General features: G+C 68.8%; 15 protein-coding genes. 8 read left to right on the top strand and 7 right to left on the bottom strand.

Going from position 1 to position 17,498, the window contains the following annotated elements; genetic code table 11:
• Positions 1–675 precede the first annotated feature (675 nt).
• Entirely contained in the window at positions 676–1,299 is a 624-nt protein-coding gene (locus OG494_RS20625; protein ID WP_328458114.1) for a hypothetical protein, read from the top strand.
• A 763-nt stretch (positions 1,300–2,062) separates the two neighbouring features.
• Positions 2,063–4,051 carry a serine/threonine protein kinase gene (locus OG494_RS20620; protein WP_442874485.1) on the top strand — a complete coding sequence of 663 codons (1,989 nt, stop codon included), beginning with the start codon at positions 2,063–2,065 and terminating at the stop codon, positions 4,049–4,051.
• A 423-nt stretch (positions 4,052–4,474) separates the two neighbouring features.
• Here OG494_RS20620 and OG494_RS20615 read toward each other — a convergent pair whose 3' ends face one another.
• A complete protein-coding gene (locus OG494_RS20615; protein ID WP_328458110.1) occupies positions 4,475–5,689 on the bottom strand; it encodes an amidohydrolase family protein in 1,215 nt (404 codons plus the stop codon).
• Positions 5,690–5,780: 91 nt separating this feature from the next.
• On the opposite strand from OG494_RS20615, the gene OG494_RS20610 reads away from it, so the two are divergent.
• On the top strand, positions 5,781–6,230 hold the full coding sequence (locus OG494_RS20610; protein ID WP_328458108.1) for a MarR family winged helix-turn-helix transcriptional regulator: 450 nt from the start codon (positions 5,781–5,783) through the stop codon (positions 6,228–6,230).
• Positions 6,231–6,456: 226 nt separating this feature from the next.
• Complete coding sequence (locus OG494_RS20605; protein WP_328458106.1) at positions 6,457–6,750, top strand: DUF1330 domain-containing protein; 294 nt, start codon at positions 6,457–6,459, stop codon at positions 6,748–6,750.
• Positions 6,751–7,039: 289 nt separating this feature from the next.
• Here the strand turns inward: OG494_RS20605 and OG494_RS20600 are convergent, their stop codons facing one another.
• A complete protein-coding gene (locus OG494_RS20600) occupies positions 7,040–7,546 on the bottom strand; it encodes a hypothetical protein (protein ID WP_328458105.1) in 507 nt (168 codons plus the stop codon).
• A gap of 658 nt (positions 7,547–8,204) precedes the next feature.
• Here OG494_RS20600 and OG494_RS20595 point away from each other — a divergent pair.
• Positions 8,205–8,963 (top strand): PIG-L deacetylase family protein, encoded by a 759-nt coding sequence (locus tag OG494_RS20595; protein WP_328458103.1) that lies wholly within the window; start codon positions 8,205–8,207, stop codon positions 8,961–8,963.
• A 102-nt stretch (positions 8,964–9,065) separates the two neighbouring features.
• On the opposite strand, the gene OG494_RS20590 is transcribed toward OG494_RS20595, so the two are convergent.
• On the bottom strand, positions 9,066–9,668 hold the full coding sequence (locus tag OG494_RS20590) for a TetR/AcrR family transcriptional regulator (protein WP_328458101.1): 603 nt from the start codon (positions 9,666–9,668) through the stop codon (positions 9,066–9,068).
• Positions 9,669–9,751: 83 nt separating this feature from the next.
• Between OG494_RS20590 and OG494_RS20585 the strand changes: the two genes are divergently transcribed.
• The 3 genes from OG494_RS20585 to OG494_RS20575 all read left to right on the top strand — a co-directional run bounded on the left by OG494_RS20585 (position 9,752) and on the right by OG494_RS20575 (position 11,392).
• Positions 9,752–10,120: a DUF1330 domain-containing protein gene (locus tag OG494_RS20585; RefSeq protein WP_328458099.1), complete on the top strand. Its 369-nt coding sequence runs from the start codon at positions 9,752–9,754 to the stop codon at positions 10,118–10,120.
• On the top strand, positions 10,120–10,872 hold the full coding sequence (locus OG494_RS20580) for an alpha/beta fold hydrolase (RefSeq protein WP_328458097.1): 753 nt from the start codon (positions 10,120–10,122) through the stop codon (positions 10,870–10,872). The genes OG494_RS20585 and OG494_RS20580 overlap by 1 nt, the downstream gene beginning before the upstream one ends.
• A 196-nt stretch (positions 10,873–11,068) precedes the next feature.
• Complete coding sequence (locus tag OG494_RS20575) at positions 11,069–11,392, top strand: hypothetical protein (RefSeq protein WP_328458095.1); 324 nt, start codon at positions 11,069–11,071, stop codon at positions 11,390–11,392.
• A gap of 147 nt (positions 11,393–11,539) precedes the next feature.
• Here OG494_RS20575 and OG494_RS20570 read toward each other — a convergent pair whose 3' ends face one another.
• The 4 genes from OG494_RS20570 to OG494_RS20555 all read right to left on the bottom strand — a co-directional run bounded on the left by OG494_RS20570 (position 11,540) and on the right by OG494_RS20555 (position 17,474).
• Entirely contained in the window at positions 11,540–12,994 is a 1,455-nt protein-coding gene (locus OG494_RS20570) for a glycoside hydrolase family 6 protein (RefSeq protein WP_328458093.1), read from the bottom strand.
• A 471-nt stretch (positions 12,995–13,465) separates the two neighbouring features.
• Positions 13,466–14,908, bottom strand: a complete 1,443-nt coding sequence (locus OG494_RS20565; RefSeq protein ID WP_328458091.1) for a non-reducing end alpha-L-arabinofuranosidase family hydrolase — start codon at positions 14,906–14,908, stop codon at positions 13,466–13,468.
• A 716-nt stretch (positions 14,909–15,624) separates the two neighbouring features.
• A complete protein-coding gene (locus tag OG494_RS20560; RefSeq protein WP_328458089.1) occupies positions 15,625–15,939 on the bottom strand; it encodes a hypothetical protein in 315 nt (104 codons plus the stop codon).
• A 158-nt stretch (positions 15,940–16,097) separates the two neighbouring features.
• Positions 16,098–17,474 (bottom strand): endo-1,4-beta-xylanase, encoded by a 1,377-nt coding sequence (locus tag OG494_RS20555; RefSeq protein WP_328458087.1) that lies wholly within the window; start codon positions 17,472–17,474, stop codon positions 16,098–16,100.
• Between the last annotated feature and the right edge of the window lie 24 nt (positions 17,475–17,498).

Below are 17,498 nucleotides of genomic sequence, written 5' to 3'. Positions count from 1 at the left end.
TGCGACAGCACGTCTTTACGGGTGTTCAGGACAAACCCAGGAGGCGAAACCCATGGAGAATCCCTTCGGTTCGAACAGGTCGGTAGCGCTGGTGACCGGCGGAAAGCGCATGGGGATGCCGGTGGTGACCGGAACGGCACTCCTGGGGATGTACTGACCGGGTGTTCGGGTAGCCCGCCCGGTTCTCCGGTCGGTGGCTCTGGAGGGGAGCACCGGTCGCGGCGACGCAGGCTGGGTCATGCCCGGACCAGCTTGACTACGCGGGGGATCCGCGTTCGAACGCGGAGATCAATTCGATTGGTGCCCGGACCGGCAAATGCCCGCCACCCCGGCACTGACCTCCTGGATCAGGGCATGCCGCCGAGCTCCGGACCTACGTACGGCGCATCCGAGGCAACAGTGTGATCTGGGTTCTCTCGGAAGGGCTCGGTACGCGGGGGTGACTCGATCGTGCTTGGTGAAGCGATGTGCCATGGGCCACGTCTCACCTTCGGGTTCGTGCCCGGGAAACCCGGTCTGCCCGGTAGTCGTCGTCCTCGGTTCTTCGTGGCTGTGGCGCTGCTCCTGTCGGGCCGGCGGCGCGTCGGCAATGGCGGCGCGGACGGGCGGACAACCGAATGCAGGAACGAGAACAGGGTGAGTGTGGTGACAGTGGACAGTCGACTAGGAGTACTTGTGGAAAACGAACGGTCTGGTGCCGTGGGTCTTGGCCGCGTGTCTCGTGCAGGAATCCTGGCGGCGGTGGGAATCGGTCTTTCGCTGGGGCTGACCGCGTGCAACGGGAAACTCGGTTCGGAGAACGGGACTGCGGTGCCGGTTTCTCCGGCGCAGGGTCAGGTCGCCGCTTCTGTGCCGTCGACGACCTCGGAAAGCGCGAGCATCCCGAGTGGCGGTCATACTGCCGGCCTCGCGGTGGTCAAGTGGGTCACCCAGGTCCTCAACGAGGACTATGCCAAGGCCTGCCAGTCGAGTGCGGCCGTGGCGCCGCCAGAGGCCGGAGACCCGGCGAAGATGTGCGCGAGCGACGGTGACGCTGTCACCGCGATGAAGCAGCTCCACGACTCGTGGGCCAAGCCGGGCATTCCGCTGCCGCCCGAGGTGAACGTCGAAGTCGACGACGTCGACGTACAGGGCGATTCCGCCTCGGTGTCGGACACTTCGATCAAGATCGGTGACAAGACGCTGCGTGACCTCGAGCTGATCGGCTCATCGGGTGATACGAGCTCGTTCACCCTTGCTTTGAGGGTGAAGAAGAAGGAAGACGTGTGGTACGTGGGCGACATGAACATTCATATCTGACGGCGGTTCCTTCACCGGGGCCGCCTGAGGGCGGATCCGCCGACCGTCAATGTGGACAGTCCGCTCTCGGCCGCCACCGCGGACCGCGACGAGTGCGTGGCGTCGACAGGGGTCCGTTCCAGCTTGGCCACCAGCACCCTCCTCGACCTGCTCGTCGGCGATCGTGCGCAGGCGCCCGGACGTGGCTCGTCCGGGAACAGCCGCCACTTGCCCACGTCTGCGGCAAGATCCCCCGATCCGGGCCACATCCTGCTTGGAGCCGCCGTTCGCGCACCCGAGCACGATCCGCGCGGCTGCGCCAATGCCTGCGACGATTCCGGCCGCCGTGTCCACCGTCGAAGCGTCTCGCGGTCCCCGTCGGTCTACGCCACCGCGGCCATCGATCGTCGGCGGTACGCATCCAGGATGTCCTCGGCGAGTTGCTCTCGTCGGAACCCGATGGTCCACCCCGGTGAGCCTGGCCGATATCGGCTTTTACCTCTCAGCTTGCGCAGGCTCGCAAGCCTCGGCTCCCGTCACGTACTGCGGTTCCTTCGCCGCAACGGGCAGGCGCGCCGGCAGCACCCCATGTCCGAGGGCAACCCAGGCGGTGCTGACTTGGCCGCCCGAACCAACGTGAGTATCCTTGCAGAGAAGGTGAACGGAACGTCCATTCGAGTTCGAAGTCGCTTTTCTTCTTGTCTGCCAGGTGGATGCCTTCCACAAGGCCGTACTCCCGGGAACGGAACATCTGGTCCACAGTTCGACTGATCGTGAGGGTGAGATGAGACCGTTGGGGACGTCCGACCCCGCGAAGGTCGGACCGTACCGGACGATTGCCGAACTGGGCCAGGGGGGAATGGGCCGGGTGTTGCTGTGTGCCGCTCCGGATGGACGGCTGGTCGCGCTCAAGCAGGTGCATTCACGGTTCGTCCAGGATGACGAGTACCGGTCACGGTTCCGTCGCGAAGTGGCGGCTTCCCGCAAGGTGTCCGGCGCCTATACCGCTGCGGTGATCGACGCAGATCTTGACGTGCAAGCACCTTATCTCGTTTCGGTGTTCGTGCCCGGGCCGTCACTGCGCGCGATGGTGGACGCGATCGGCCCGCTGCCGGAAGAATCAACCTTTCGCTTGGCTGCGGGACTTGCTGCCGCGCTGATCGAGATCCACCGTGTCGGCTTGATACATCGCGATCTCAAGCCGACAAACGTTCTGCTCGCCGCGGATGGCCCGAGGGTGATCGACTTCGGCATCGCGCGGGCCGCCGATGGCAACGGCAGCACGTTGACCGGCTCCGGTCAGGTAGTCGGTTCGCCCGGATACATGTCGCCGGAACAGGTCAGGGGGCAGCCGACAACCCCGGCCAGCGACGTGTTCTGCTTGGGTGCGGTGCTGTTTTTGGCCTGTACCGGGCATGATCCGTTCAGTGGCGCCTCTGCCCTGCAGACCCTGTACAACGTTGTGCACTCCGAACCAGACCTCAGCGCGATCCCGCTGCGACTACGTGAGGTCGTCCGCAGGTGCCTGGACAAAGACCCGGAGCAGCGGCCCACCGCGGCCCGGCTGCTGACGTTGATCGGGGAGGTCCTGCCGTCGGAGTCGGCTTGGCCGCCCGCGATGCACGAACTCGTCACGCGACAGCAAGCTGACCTTCGGCGGCTGCTCACGGGGGCCGGTGACGGACACACCCTGTTGGAGAATGTGCCATCGCCCCTTACCTCGACACTGCAGGCAGCCAGTCCGACTACCACACCCGCGCCCCGGTGGCGACCCGGCCGCCGGCGCTGGCCTATTGCAGCTGGGGGCGTAGCCGCTGTCGCCATTCTGGTAGCGGCAGTGATCCTGGGCTACAGCTATGGCGGCACAACTGACCCGGCTGCTGCCGGCCCAAGGAACACGGCCGGCACGACACAGCCTCCCGCGTCAGGCCGCAGCACCGAAACGCCACCAGCCGCATCGAAATCGATCTTCGCGCCGTCGCTGTGGGACGGCGAGCTGCCTCCCGGGTATACGTTGTGTGCTCCCGAAGGGCAAAATTGCTCGCCGAGCGGTACCCAGGTGATCGCCTTCGGCGCGGGTACATACTCGTACCAGGTGATCACCGGTCCGGCCTTGTGCTCGTCGGCCACCTTCGGCGATCGTGATCCGGCCCCGGGAATCCTGAAGTCGTGTTATCTGGCGCCGCTCGGTGGTCCCGGCGGGTACACGTCCTGCGCGACTGATAAGACCACCTGCACTGTCGATGGAACGCGGGAGGTGGCCTTCGGCGCCAACGGCGCCTTCCGTTTCAAGACCATAACCGGCGAGACCGACTGCATCGCGACCGCATTCGGCGGCGATCCACTGGTCGGCGTTCCGAAGAATTGTTATACAGCTCCGAACGGTCCGCCGGGCACCTGGACTCAATGCGCATCACAGAATGGCTCATGTGCCGTCACGGGTGCGCAGCCGGTTGCCTATGGCGCAAGCGGAGCTTACACCTTCGGCACGTCAAACGGTGCCACCTTCTGCGACGTCAGCACGTTCGGAAACGATCCAATTTACGGCACAGAAAAGCAATGTTACTCCCGGACTGGGCCGCCGGCCGGATTTCCCGTCGAGTGCGCTGAGGAGACCAAGAATTGTTCGTTCGCCAACGAGGAAACGGTGGCCTTCGGCGCGAATGGCACCTATCTGTATCGAACCTTCAGTGGCGGCACCCCCTGTACGGCCTCAGTCTTCGGCGCTGACCCGTTGGCGAACGTACCGAAGTTCTGCTACCTGACGCATTAGTTCTGCAACGGCATTTGGATGGCGTGTGGTAGATCGTCCTTGCTGGGTCGATGTGGTGACGGATCGGCTGAATCGGGTGCATGAGGGGATCGCGGGCCGGTGCGCACAGTCGGAGCCGCGGGCCGAGCGCGCTCCGCTTCAGGGTTGGTCGAAGAGGGACGGGTAGGTCGTCTCGCCGGTGAACAGGGCCGGGTTGTCCCCGGCCGCCGCCCTGAGCGCGTCGAACGGGGGGAACTCGCCGCGCACCCGCTGAGCGGTCCGATGACCGCGGGCTGGGCCAGAGGTGTGACAAATCGATCGCTCACGTCGCCACCTGCACGAGCGAAGACAGTGAGTAGTCGCCTGCAAGTGGACGGTCATGTTTCGCGTGTTCCGTGTGGGGATGTCCTCAACGCGAGCGCCGTCAGCTGGCAAAGCGGAGCACTACTGCTCGAGCCGGGCGCCACGTCGCCAGACCGCGCGGGTGTTGAGCGTGTCGCCGATGGTCGTCGTCGGGTCGCCGTCGACGAGCACGAGGTCGGCGCGGAGTCCTTCGGCGATCCGGCCCCGGTCGCCGAGCCCGAAGCGGCGGGCCGTGGTCGCTGTCGCGGCGCGCAGCGCCTGCGCGGGTGTCAGTCCGGCCGCTACGAGGTACTGCAGCTCGTGGTGCAGGCTGGCTCCGTGTGCCAGGCCGCCGAAGAACGTCTCGGCCATGGAAGCGTCGGTGCCGGCCAGGACGTCGACTCCCGCGTCGGCCAGTGCCCGGACGGTTTCCAGGACGTCTTCGAGCTTGCCCTGCGGATAGCGGTTGTAGCTGGACCGCAGGGTTTCCTCCCACTTGCCGTCGAGGCGCCGGGCGACGCGGGGGTCGTCGGCGAGGTCGCTCCCGGTGATGCCCATCATCGACGCGTCGAGGCAGACGCACGGCACGACGAACATGCCCGCTTCGGCGATCAGGTCCACGAGCTCCGCGGTGTGCGGCCGGTCCATGAACACGTGGACGACGCCGTCGATGCCGGCTTCGGCGGCCATCCGGGTGGCGTCGAGGGTCAGCGTGTGCGCCACCGTGAGGGCGCCGTGCTTCTTGGCCTCGGCGACACCCGCGTCGAGCGTGGCCTGGTCGAGCATCGGCAGCCCCGGATGCCCTTCGACGCTGCCGTCGTCGATCATGAACTTGATGTAGTCCGAGCCCCGCGCCAGGAGCTGTGGGACGAACGCGGCGGCCTGGTCCGGGGTGGTGGAGAACGGCATCAGCGGCATGACCGGCGGCAGGTCGCCGGCCGGCCGGAACCCTTCGGGCATCAGTTCGCTGGGGTGGCCGCCGGGCGGAGTGATGGCGAAGCCGGATGACCGGATGTCGGCCACCGTGTCGTCCTCGGTGATGTGCGCCCGGTTCTCGCGGGTGTTGAGGCCCTGCATCTCGAGTTCGGTGGTGACGCCGAAGCGCAGGGCCAGTGCCTGGGAGCCGGGCGCGGAGTGGACGTGCGCGTCGATCAGTCCGGGCAGCAGGGTCGCGCCCCGGCCGTCGACGACCTCGGCGCCGTCCGGTACCTCGCCGCCGACCTGGCGGATCTTCCGGCCGTCGAGGACGACGGTCTGTACCCCCAGTGTCTTCTCCCCGTCGAAGACCCGGGCTCCGGTGATGGCGGTGGTGGCCATGGCGGCCTCGCTTTCTCGCTCGCAGTTACATACCTGATGCTATGCACTTTATGACTGGTATGCAAATGTGCGGAGTACTACGATCTGTGAGGTGAGCAGTTCCGCCGAAGACGCCCTGCTGGACCAGATCGGCCCGGCCCTGTCCCGGCTGCGCCGGCGCACCCCGGCCACGAGTCGTGACGTGTCTCGCAACCTGGTGCTGAACGTGGTCGCCGACGCCCCGGGCGAGATGACCGTCGGGGGGCTGGCCGCGGAGATGGGCGTTGCGCAGCCGGTGGCCAGCCGGACGGTCGCGGCTTGCATCGCCGAGGGCCTGCTGCGGCGGGCGGCCTCCCAGGCCGACGGCCGCCGGACCGTGCTCGAGCTCACCGATCGTGGTGAGGCCGAGCGCATCCGCTTCGCCACCGATCAGCGCGCGGCCTTCGAGGACATCACAGCCGCCTGGGCGCCGGAGGAACGCACCCAGTTCGCGCGGCTCCTCGTCCGCTACGCCACAGACGCCGGCGCCTGGTCTCGCCGCCGAGCCTCGGGCGGCGAGTAAAGGCAGCTTCCAACGATGACCGAACCGCCGGGATGAAGCTGGAGGAAGACTCGGTCGCACCTCGGCCACCAGTTCCACACCGAACACCTCGGACGGGCCCACCGACTCGAAGGCCTCGATCTCGGAACCCGGCAGTGCCCGTCCTGAACCACCACATCGCCCCGCCGGCGCTCGTCCGGGACCAGCCCGTAAGTCAAAATGCACTCATCCCAACACTGGAGGTTCCATGCCCAAGGGCTACTGGGTCAGCGTCTACCGCACCATTTCGGACCCCGAGAAGCTGGCTGCCTACAACAAACTGGCCGGTCCGGCCGTCAGAGCCGCGGGCGGTCGGACCTTCGTCCGCGACGGCCGGGTCGTGGCACACGACGCCGGAGTCGCCGAGCGCACCATCCTGATCGAGTTCGACAGCTTCGAACAGGCGGTCGCCGCACGTGCGAGTGCGGCCTACCAGGAGGCGCTGGCCGCACTCGACGACGGCGTCGAGCGCGACTTCCGCATTGTCGAGGGCCTCGACTGACGATCGACGCCGCGTCGGCGACGAACACGAAGCCGACTGCCGGGATCACCGCGCCGCGGCACAGAGTGGTGCGATCAGGGCTCGGTCGAAGCGTTCTTCGGGGGCCGTCTTCTGCCTGGCCACCGAATGAGGCCAGGGTCCCGCCGATGTCGGGCGCCGTCGCCGGCCCTGTGCTCGCTCATCGGTATGAGCCCGCGTCTTGACGTGGTGCCGATGACGCGCCTGATCTTCCTTGCGAGTCAGGTGATCCGGCGGTGGGTCCTCAGGTCGACGACGTCACCAAGCCGTCTCAGCCGCTACGAACTCCGCCGAGCTCCTCCTCCATGTGGATTTCGGTGAAGACGTAGCCCTCGGGGATGACGTGGAAGGGGTGCTTGGTCGCGAAGGTGGCGGTGAGCGTGATCTTGCCGGTCCTGGCCCACCAGTAGCCGTTGGAGCGGGACATGTAGCCGGCAGCCCTGATCCGCCCGGCGAGCGCCCGCCGGACCTCGGCCTCCGTGCCGGGGCGGATGGTCTGCAGGTACATCGAAGCCTGGTGGCCGATGACCGCCCACCGCCGCCGTCTCTCACGCACCAGCTCGCCGTCGCGGGCGCCGATCTGCGCGGCTAGTTTCCGCATCTCGCGCCACCGCCGCCGGATCGTGAACTCCATGCTGTACCCGGACACGACGACCAGGAACGTGAAGACGAGCGCGATCGGGAACGCCCAGAGCAGCCACGGCCAGTAGTCCGTCCAGAGCCACAGCCCGGTCGCCAGCAGGAAGTACGACAGCGGCAGCCAATAACGTCCACGCATCCGGCGCCTCCCCAGGTCGGCCTCCTCCTGACACGGTACGCGCGAGCGCTCCGATCAGGCGTGCGCCGGAACCGGGGCATCGCCGATCCGGCGGACCCGCGTCATCTGCCGGCGGTGCGGGAGGATGTCCCGGAGAGTCGGCTCCGATGCGCGATCGACCTGAAGCCGCGACCGTGCGGTCTGATGCCGCCGAACATCCGTTTATCGGCTTGCGTGGGTACCGTGCTGGTGTCGACCGCGCCGTGGCCGGATGCTCGGGCGTCACGTGATAGGTCGGGGGATGGGGATTTCGGTGGGGAGCACGATCGTGCCGGTGGGCGATGGCCGGTGTCCTGCTCGTCGCACAGTTCCCAGGTGACGTCGGCCGGTGGCAAGCCGGCGACCGTCCGGCCCGGACGCTCGGTGGCCTGGCCGCGGCGTTGGTGTTTCATCCACTCCCGCGTCACCGGCCTTCCGTCGAGTTGTCCTGAGCCGACTTCCCAACGCGCGTAACGGATCCGCGGAAACCATGCCGACAGACCGTTCGAGCCGGGCCGGGTCCGGGGAGCTCACGCCTCGACGGGAGGTGTCGTGGTTCCCGAGCGCTTACCGGTAACCGCGGAACGTCCGCGTGGCCGAACGGCGGGCGGCGGGTTCCGAGGTGTGGAAGGTTGGCGACATGACACTGCCGGCCCTGCCCGAGGAGTCCTTCCACCGCGTGCTCTGCGTTGTCGCGCACCCTGACGACATGGAGTACGGCGCATCCGCGGCGGTCGCTCGCTGGACCGCGCGCGGCATCGAGGTCGGCTACCTCCTGCTCACCCGCGGCGAGGCCGGCATGCCGAACCCTCCCGAGGAGACCGCGCGCCTGCGTGTCGCCGAGCAGCAGGCCGCCTGTGCTGTCGTCGGTGTCACGCACCTGACCGTCCTCGAACACCCGGACGGCGTGCTCGTCTACGGCCTCGACCTGCGCCGGGACATCTGCCGGGAGATCCGCCGGTTCAAGCCCGACGTCGTCCTCGGCACCGGATACGAGATCGAGACGCCCTATGGCTTCGACCAGGCCGACCACCGCGCGGCCGGACTCGCGACGCTCGACGCGGTGCGCGACGCGGGCAACCGGTGGGTCTTCCCGGAGCAGGTCGACGACGAGGACCTCGAACCGCACTCGGTGCGCTGGTTCATCCGCCCCGGTCTCGCCGGCCTCGCGACGCACGGCGTCGAGGTCACGGGTGAGCCGCTGCGCCGCGGCATCGCCTCGCTCGAAGCGCACGCCGCGTACCTGGCCGCGCTCCCGGACCACCCGGCCCCGGAAGACTTCATCCCGAAGTTCACCGCGATGAGCGGCAAGGCCATGGGTGTCGAGCACGCCGTCCTGTTCCGCGCCCACGACCTGCAGGCGCCACCGCAGCTCTCCACCGAAACCGTGCCGGACTGAGCGTTCACCGAGCCGTGAACGCGACCGAGACCCTGTCTGCTCTGCGTCGCCTCGGGTTGCCCTCGCATCGGCATGACAGGACGTTGGTAGACGCGCGGCGGCCTATGCCGGGGCGAGTGCCCGGCGCCAGTAGCCCGTGACGCTGCGGCGGACCTGCTCGACGTCGACACCGCTCGGGTCCAGCAGTCGCTGCAGGGCGATCCCGCGTAGCTGTCCGACGATGGCGACCGCGACGTCCCCGGGCCGCAGACCGGGGTCGGCGAGACCGTCCGCGATGCCGGCCTCGATGTCGTCGCGCAGGTCGGCGCGGAAGGCGTCGTCGCGCTCGCGGAAGATCGTGGCCAAGTCGGGTTGGGTGGCGGCCTCGGCCCACAGCAGCAGGAAGGCTTGGTTGAACACGTCGAGGCGGGCGAGTTCACCGAGGTAGCCGTCGACCAGCCGCAGGAGACGGTCCAGCCCGGGCGGCAGGTCGTCGAGGCCCGGCACGAACCCCGCCTGCGTCGTCCGGGCGAGCCGTTCCACCAGTGCCTGCTTGCCGCCGAAATGGTGGGTGACGATGCCGCGGCTGTAGCCGGCGCGTTCCCCGACCCGCGCCAGCGTCAGTGAGCGAACGCCGTGCTCGACGACCAGTTCGGCGGCGGCGGTCAGCAGCGCGGCTTCGGCCTGGTCTCGGCGTTCCTGCTGGGTGCGGCGGGTAGTGGCCATGCCCCGGAGTCTAGCAAAGTAACTTGCGTGTCGACCAACAAGTATGTGTAAAGTGACCGGCGTACCGACTCCAGGAGGTCCTGATGATCGAAATCGACGACCGCGCACTCGAGACCCTGCTCGTCGACGACCCGGGCGGCCCGGTGGTGATGCTCAACCTGCTGCGATTCCGCCCAGACGGCGGCCGTGAGAGTTACCAGCGCTACGCGGAGGCGCTCAGCCGGACGATCAACGCCCGCTACGGCCTGAGCCTGGAGTACCTGGGTGACGGCGGCCGGGCGCTGGTCGCCGAGGACGGACAGGCCTGGGACATGGTGGTGCTCGTGCGCTACCCGGACCGGCAGGCGTTCGCCGCCATGATCCGCGACCCCGACTACCAGGCGGTCGCCCACCTGCGCAGCGCGGCGCTGGTGGAATCGGTGCTGCAGCCCACCACGCCGTTCGCCGTCTGATGCCCGCGGTCTTCGTCCACGGAAACCCGGAGACGACGGCGGTCTGGGAGCCGCTGCTGGCCGAGCTCGCGGGCGTCCGGTCCGACCTGATCTGCTTGTCACCACCCGGTTTCGGCGCGCCGCTGCCCGCCGGGTTCGGCGCCACCCAGGCGGACTACCGGGACTGGCTCGTCGAGGAGCTGACGGCGCTGGACGAGCCCGTGGACCTGGTCGGGCACGACTGGGGCGGCGGGCACGTCGTGAACGTGGTGCTGAGCCGTCCGGACCTCGTCCGCAGCTGGGTCAGCGACGTGCTCGGGATCTACGACCCCGGCTACCGGTGGCACGAGCCGGCCCGCCGGTGGCAGACACCGGGTGCCGGCGAGGCCGACGTCGCCGCGCGGTTCGGCGGTACGGCCGAGGAGCGCGCGGAGGTGCTGGCGGAGCGGGGGGTGAGCAGGCGAGTCGCGGCTCGCGTCGCGGCCGGGCAGGACGCTGCGATGGGACGGGCGGTCCTCGCGCTGTACCGCTCGGCCGCCGATCCGGGCACGCTCGGGCTCGGGCTGGACCTGGAGCGCGCGGCGGCGCGTCCGGGGCTGGCGATCCTGGCCACCGCGGACCAGGCCGTCGGCACCGACGGGCAGCGTCGACGAGCTGCCGGCCGCGCGGGTGCCCGGGTGGAAGTTCTCGAAGGCTTGGGCCACTGGTGGATGACCGAAGACCCGGCCCGTGGCGCCGCGGTCCTGACCGGCTTCTGGGCCACGGTCCGGTGAGCGCGGACCCGGGACAGGAGGAGTTGTGAAGTCCGAGTCGCGTGTCGCGGAGCTCTTCGAACGCTACCGGCCGGAGTGGTCGGTTCAAGCGATCTCCGACAGTGCCGGAATGCCCGCCCGGTTCTTGCAGTCGTGGGTCACGCCGGAGATGACCGGCCCTCCGACCGCGCCCCCGCCGGAGTCCGTTCTGCTGCGGTTGGCGGCGGCGCTGGGTGCGGATTTCCCGGCGGTCCAGCAGGCGTTCACGGCCGCCTGGAACACCCTCGACGGCGGTTGTCGGAACCATTTCGCCGCGGGTGACCGGGTGCTGGTGTTCGGCGCGCCCGACCCGGCGACCGGCAGCCGGCGAGTGCGGCGTGGAACGGTGCTCGCCCCGCTTTCCCCCGACACCATCAGGATCGGATTCGGGGCCGAGGGGCACGGGGAGTTTTCGCCGGCCGATCGGGTGCGGGTCACCCACGTGGCCGGTACCTGCCGGTGTGTGGTCGCGATCTCGTCGGGGAGGCCGTTGCCTCGCTGACCTGAACCGCCTTCGCGGCTTTCCCGGCCGCTCGACGCGTCGCTCGGCTCAGCTGTAATCGTCGCCTCCCGCGTTTCGGCTGATCCTCGTCCGCCACCGGACGATCACGGCCCGGCGTGGGCCGTGGTCGTCCGGTGGCGGTGGGGCTCAGGAGCAGGACACTCCGTTCAGCGTGGGGGACAGGAAGGGCGGGGTGCCGCCGCTGTAGTCCGCGTTGTAGCCGACGGTCGCGGTGCCACCGGTGCCGAGCTTGCCGTTCCACGAGGCGTTGACGACCCGTACGGTGTCGCCGGTGTCGGTCCAGGTCGCGTTCCAGCCCTGGCCGACGGTCACCCCCGGCGCGGAGAACGTCAGTGTCCAGCCGTCGAGGGGCGTTCCCCGGTTCTCGATGACGACCTCGCCGGTGTAACCGTTCTGCCACGAGCTGACGACGCGGTGCGTCACCGTGCACGAGCCGTTGCCCGTCGGGGTCGTCGGGGTCGTCGGCGTTGTTGGCGTCGTCGGGGTTGTCGCGGTCGTGGTGGCGCTCGTCGGCGTGGTGCTGGCCGGCGGCGCACCGGCGGCCGCCAGGTCGTAGGCCCGCTGCGGGACGAACTGCCCGGCCGCGGCGAGGCAGCCGTCGGCTTCGCCCGGTGGTTTGACCCAGAGGTACGCGGCGATCTGCGCGTCACCCGTGGCGTCGGTGCTGGGCGTGCCGATGGCCCGTCCCGCCGGGTCGCACCACTCGCTGCCCAGCGGCCCGTTGCCGTTGCGGCTCGTGTCGATCACCGCGCGCAGCCGCCCGTCGCCCACCGCGTTCAGCACCGCCTTGGCGAAGCCCGCCTCGTCGCCGGTCGAGCGGTAGTTGGACACGTTGGTGGCGATGCCGTCGGCGCTGTTCGAGATGTCCGCGGCGCGCACCCGCGACGCGGCCTCGGCGGGTGAGAGCCACGCGGAGTGGCCGATGTCGAAGTACACCTTCGTCTGCGTCGAACCGGACTTGAGCTTCTTGCCCGCGTAGGCCACCGACGCCTTGGTCTGGTTCTGCTGGTCGGCCGACTGGCAGTTCGACATCAGCGCGAGCACGTCGGGCTCCAGCACGATCGCCGCGGGGCGGCCCGCGATGCCGGCGGCCACCTGGTCGATCCACGCCCGGTAGGCGTCGTGGGACGGCGCGCCGCCGCCACTGGCCCCACCGCAGTCGCGGTTCGGGATGTCGTAGACGACCATGATCGGGACCTTGCCCGCGGCCGCGGCGGTGCCGACGTAGGCGTCGACCTCGGCGCGCACCGTCGAGGTGTTGGTGGTGGTGAACCACCTTCCCTGCGGGGTGGCGGCGACGCGGTCCCGGATCATCGGTGTCCGCGAGTCGCCGGGGTTCGCGGCGACCCACCGGGCCGCGTTCGTGCCCGGGTCGACGTAGAACGGCGAGGAGGCGGCCTGGGCGCTGCCACCCACCGTGAGTGCGGTGGCGCCGGCGAGGAGCGTCGCGCCGAGGGCCGCGACGGCGAACTTGGTGCTTCTCTTCCCGGGCCCGCCGGGGATCCGGTCCGGCCGGCCGTCTCGCGCGGCCGGATGGGTGGTGCGTCCGTGGGGAACGCGTACCTGTTTCGTCGCTCTCATGAGTCCTCACAGCGTCGTCGGCGTTGGCGACTGGGAGCGCTCCCATATCGGCCCACTGTAACCGGCGTGAGGCGGACGGGAAAGGGGTCCTTCGGTCCCGGCTGTCTTCCGGGCGGGCAGGAAGCCACGGCGCGGAGGGGAACCGGCCGGACCGTGGTGCGGGAGGCCGGCAAGATCCTCTCGGCGACCGGCCGGGTGTGAGCCGGCCGGTTCGACCGCGGTGACGTCGACTTCCCCCTCGGCATCGCCACCGCCTCGCGGCCGTGCGCGAGGCTGTCACCTGCAGCGCCAATCGAACTTCATCAGGAGGTTCGGCGCGATCGACGAGCGCCGCCTCTCCGGGAGCCGACCGCTCAGTCCTTTGTGGACTGCGTCATTCGCCGAGTCACGGCTCGTCGCGCGCTCCTCGGGATGATGCCGTCCTTTCGGGGAGGAACCCGGCCGGGTTCCTCCCCGAAAGGACGGACGTGGCTAGCGCTGCAGCGTCAGGACGCCCGGCCGCCACGGCAGCTGGTCGTACGGGCCGCTCGCGCTGGGGGACTTGCCCTGGTAGAGCAGCTGCAGGTTGCAGGCGTCGACGGTCATGGTCTGGTCCGGATTGGTGCGGACCAGGTCACCGTGGCTGATGTCGTTGGTCCATCCGGCGCCGCTGTTGGCCTTGCCCGCGAAGGGATTGCTTTCGCCGGCGGCCTGCGGGGTCCACGAGCCGTTCAGGCTGCTCGCCGTGAACGAGCGGAAGTAGCGCCCGTTCGCGCCGATCGCCTCGACGATCATGAGGTATTGGCTCTGGCCCTGCACTTTGTAGACCTGGACCGCCTCGAACAGGTTGTTCGTCGAATCGCTCAAGACGGTCGTGTACGACGAGCCGAAGCTGCCCGGGAAGTTCCCGATCGGCATGCTCGCCCGGTAGATCTTGCCGTTGTCACCGGCGAAGAACAGGTACATGTTCGAGCCGTCGGCGATCAGGGTCTGGTCGATCGGGCCGGTGCCGGAGCCGGAGATGCTGCCGGTGAACAGCGGCTGCGGCGAGGACCAGCCGTTGGGGTTGGTGGGATCGCTCGACGTGCGGTAGATGAAGGGCCAGGCGCCCCACTGGTAGGCCAGCACCCAGATGTTCTTCGGCGCGAAGTAGAACAGCGTGGGCGCCACCGCGGCCGAGCTCATCCCGTTCTGGCCGGCCGAGGCCATGTCGGACCAGTTCGCGAAGGGGCTGAAGGCCATCGAGCCGTAGGTCGATCCCGAGACGTTCGAGGCGTAGACGAGGTGCTTGCCGTTGTAGACGACGTTGGTGAAGTCCTTGAGCGAGACCCACCCGTTCTTCGGTGTCGCCAGCACCCCGCTCGAGCTCCAGCGGTAGGTCGAGGGGAGGGAGCAGCTGGTGCCGCCGCCGGTCGTGGTCGTGGTCGGCGTGGTCGTGGTCGACAGGCCGGTCCACTTCTGGTTGCCGCCGCCGTTGCACGTCCAGAGCTCCACGGCGGTGCCGTTGGCCGTCGCGGCGCCGGTGACGTCCAGGCAGAGCCCGGACTGCACCCCGGCGATCGTGCCGTCGGAGTTCACCCGCCACTGCTGGTTGGCCCCGCCGTGACAGGTCCAGATCTGCACCCGGGTACCGGCGGTCGCGCTGCCGGGCACGTCGAGGCACTTGCCGCCGTACACCGTCAGCTGGCCGGCGGACGTCGACGTCCACTGCTGGTTCGCCCCGCCCGAGCAGTCGTAGATCTGCAGGAGGGCGCCGTCGGCCTGGCTGGCGTTCGAGACGTCCAGGCACCGGCCCGAACCGGCACCGCGCAGCGCGCCGGTGACGTCGGCCGCGGCGGCGCCGGACCCCAGCATCACCGCCAGCGCCACGGTCGACGCGGCGGTGAGCACACCGATCAGGGTTTGGATCCTGCGGCTGGTAGTTCCTCTGTTCATGGCGACCTTCTCCCGGCGAGCGAGACGAGTGTTATCGCTAACATGCGGTGCGTCACCCTGGGCTTCCGGGAGAAGGAATGTCAATCCGGGCGGCCGGGTCTTCGGGCACCCGGCCGCCGGGCCGGGCCTACTGGCCACCTCACGGCCGTCGAGGCAGGTCCACAAAGGACAGGCGGGCGATGAAAGTTACATTTCCGATCGCCGAGGCACCCCGCGGACCGGTTCGGATCGGCGAGGCACGTGTCCCGGCGCGAGCCACCGCCGATGTCCTCGGCAGGGGGACTCGGCCGCCCGCTGATCGCCCGCGTCATTCTCCTCGTGCCGGCCGGAAAACTCCGGTGCGGCGCCCTCGCGTCGAGGAGCGAACGTGACCAGGACCGCCGCCGACACACCCGGCAGGCGCGGGTGCACGGCGGTGGTGACCGGTGTGAACTCCGGCATCGGCTTCGGGCAAAGCCGGCTCGGCCAATGAGTGTCCGACGACCGCCCGTCGAACGTGATGTCCCCGTGGGGCTTCAGTTCCCGCTTCTCGCGTCGGACTGCGGGAAATCCCCGGTTCGGCGGCCAGTTCGTGCTCGGGCGGAGCCCACGGGGACCGCCAGGACCGGATGAACTCCCGGATCCGGTCGATCGTCTCGTCGTCCGAGACCTCGCCGTGGTGCTCCTGAGTTGCCGAGACATGTGATGTTCCGTCAACGCAGCGCTGCTGCGGCGATCTACTCGCGGGAGTGCCGCTGCCTTGTCCGGGTCAGCAGCTTCACGCCGGCCGACTTGGCCGGCCACTGCGCGGCTTTGCCGGTGCGGCCGGATTCGGTGATGGCGCGCCGGGCATTTTCGGGGTCGTGTTTCCCGGTCATGGCGGCGACAAGGCCGGCCGAGCCGGCGGCCGCGCGTTCGGCGAGTTCCCGGGCCTGCGGGGAGTTCGCGGCCAGCCCGGCTTGCCGGGCTGCTCGCGCTTCGAGCAGGAGCTTGCGGTGGGTATCGGCGCGGGGCGGCATGTCCGGTGTGGTGCGGTGGTGGAAGTCCCGCACTGCCGTAGCTGGTCTTCGACCAGTCGCAGGTGCGTGCCGGCCGAGTCGGGCAGGGTGGGGTAGGGCTCTTCCCTGCGGCTTGAGAGTCAAGGACGTCACCAGCTCGCCCACGAAGCTGTGCCTTCGTGGACGAGCTGGTGACTTTGTCTTACCGGGCCTCAGGAGGTGCTGCAGCTGACGCTGGGCCAGTTCCAGTTTCCGTTGTGCTGGATGGTGACACCCCAGTTGTTGCCGTTTCCGTTGGGTGTCGCGACGAGCACCTGACTACTCGGCCAAGTCGCGTTGATGTTCCAGGTAGCGCTGATCTTCGCCGGGCTGGGCACGGTCATCGTGACCGTCCACGTACTGGACCCGCTGACCGAGACGTTAAGGTTGTACCGGTCGTTCCAGGACTGTCCCGCCGACAGCGAAGCGGTGCAGCTGCCGCCGCCTGGTGTGGTGGTCGGGGTGGTGGGGGTGGTGGGGCCGGTCGGGGTGGTGGTGGGTGTGGTGGTTGTGCCGCCGCCGGAGTTGAGGACGTTCAGCACGGAGTTGTAGGCGGATTTTTTGTTGCCGTTGCCGTCGAAGAGGAGCGGGTTTTCGCTGGAGCGCCAGGAGTCGCTGTCGCGTACGCCCCAGACGGTGATGCCGACGCAGCGTGCGACGTTGATGCAGGCTTGGGTGAGGGCCGCGTATTGGGTGGTGGATGCGTTGGTGACGTCGACTTCGGTGAGGGCGACGTCGACGCCGAGGGCGGCGAAGCTGGAGATGGTGGTCTGGAGGGTGCTGGGGACGGAGCTGCCGCCGGTGAAGTGGGCTTGGAGGCCGACGCAGTCGATGGGGACGCCGCGGGATTTGAAGTCGCGGATCATGGTGTAGACGCCTTGGGTTTTGGCGTAGTTCCAGTTGTCGATGTTGTAGTCGTTGTAGCAGAGTTTGGTGGTGGGGTCGGCGGCGCGGGCGGTTTTGAAGGCGACTTCGATCCAGTCGTTGCCGGTGCTTTGCAGGTTGGAGGAGCGGCGGCTGCCGTCTTCGTTGAAGGCTTCGTTGACGACGTCCCAGTAGGCGAGTTTGCCTTGGTAGTGGGCCATGACTTTCTGGATGTGGTTGATCATGGCGTTGCGGAGGGTGCTGCCGCCCATGTTCTGCATCCAGCCGGGTTGCTGGGCGTGCCAGGCGAGGGTGTGGCCGCGGACTTGGGCGCCGTGGCTGGTGGCCCAGTTGTAGATCTGGTCGCCGGCGGAGAAGCTGAATTGGTTCTGGTTGGGTTCGGTCGCGTCGGGTTTCATCTCGTTTTCGGGCGTGACCATGGTGAATTCGCGTGCGGCGAGGGTGGTGTAGGCGGTGTTGCCGAGTTTGCCGGCGGCGATGGCGGTGCCGAAGTAGCGGCCGGATTGGGCGGCGGCGGCGCCGAGGGTGCCGGCTGCGGCGTCGGCGCCGGGTGCGGTTATGAGGACGGCGGCGGTGGCGGTGAGGGTGGCTGCTGCGGTGAGCAGTCGGCTGGTGGGTGTGCGCCACCATCGCTTGTGGGGTGGGGTTGCTGTGGTGTGTGTCATCGGTGGTCTCCTTCCGGGCGTGCG

Origin of the sequence: Amycolatopsis sp. NBC_00438 (genome assembly GCF_036026695.1) — a bacterium.
Taxonomy (GTDB): Bacteria; Actinomycetota; Actinomycetes; order Mycobacteriales; family Pseudonocardiaceae; genus Amycolatopsis.
Note: the sequence above shows the minus strand (reverse complement) of the source record. Positions and strands in the feature narration are given on the sequence as shown.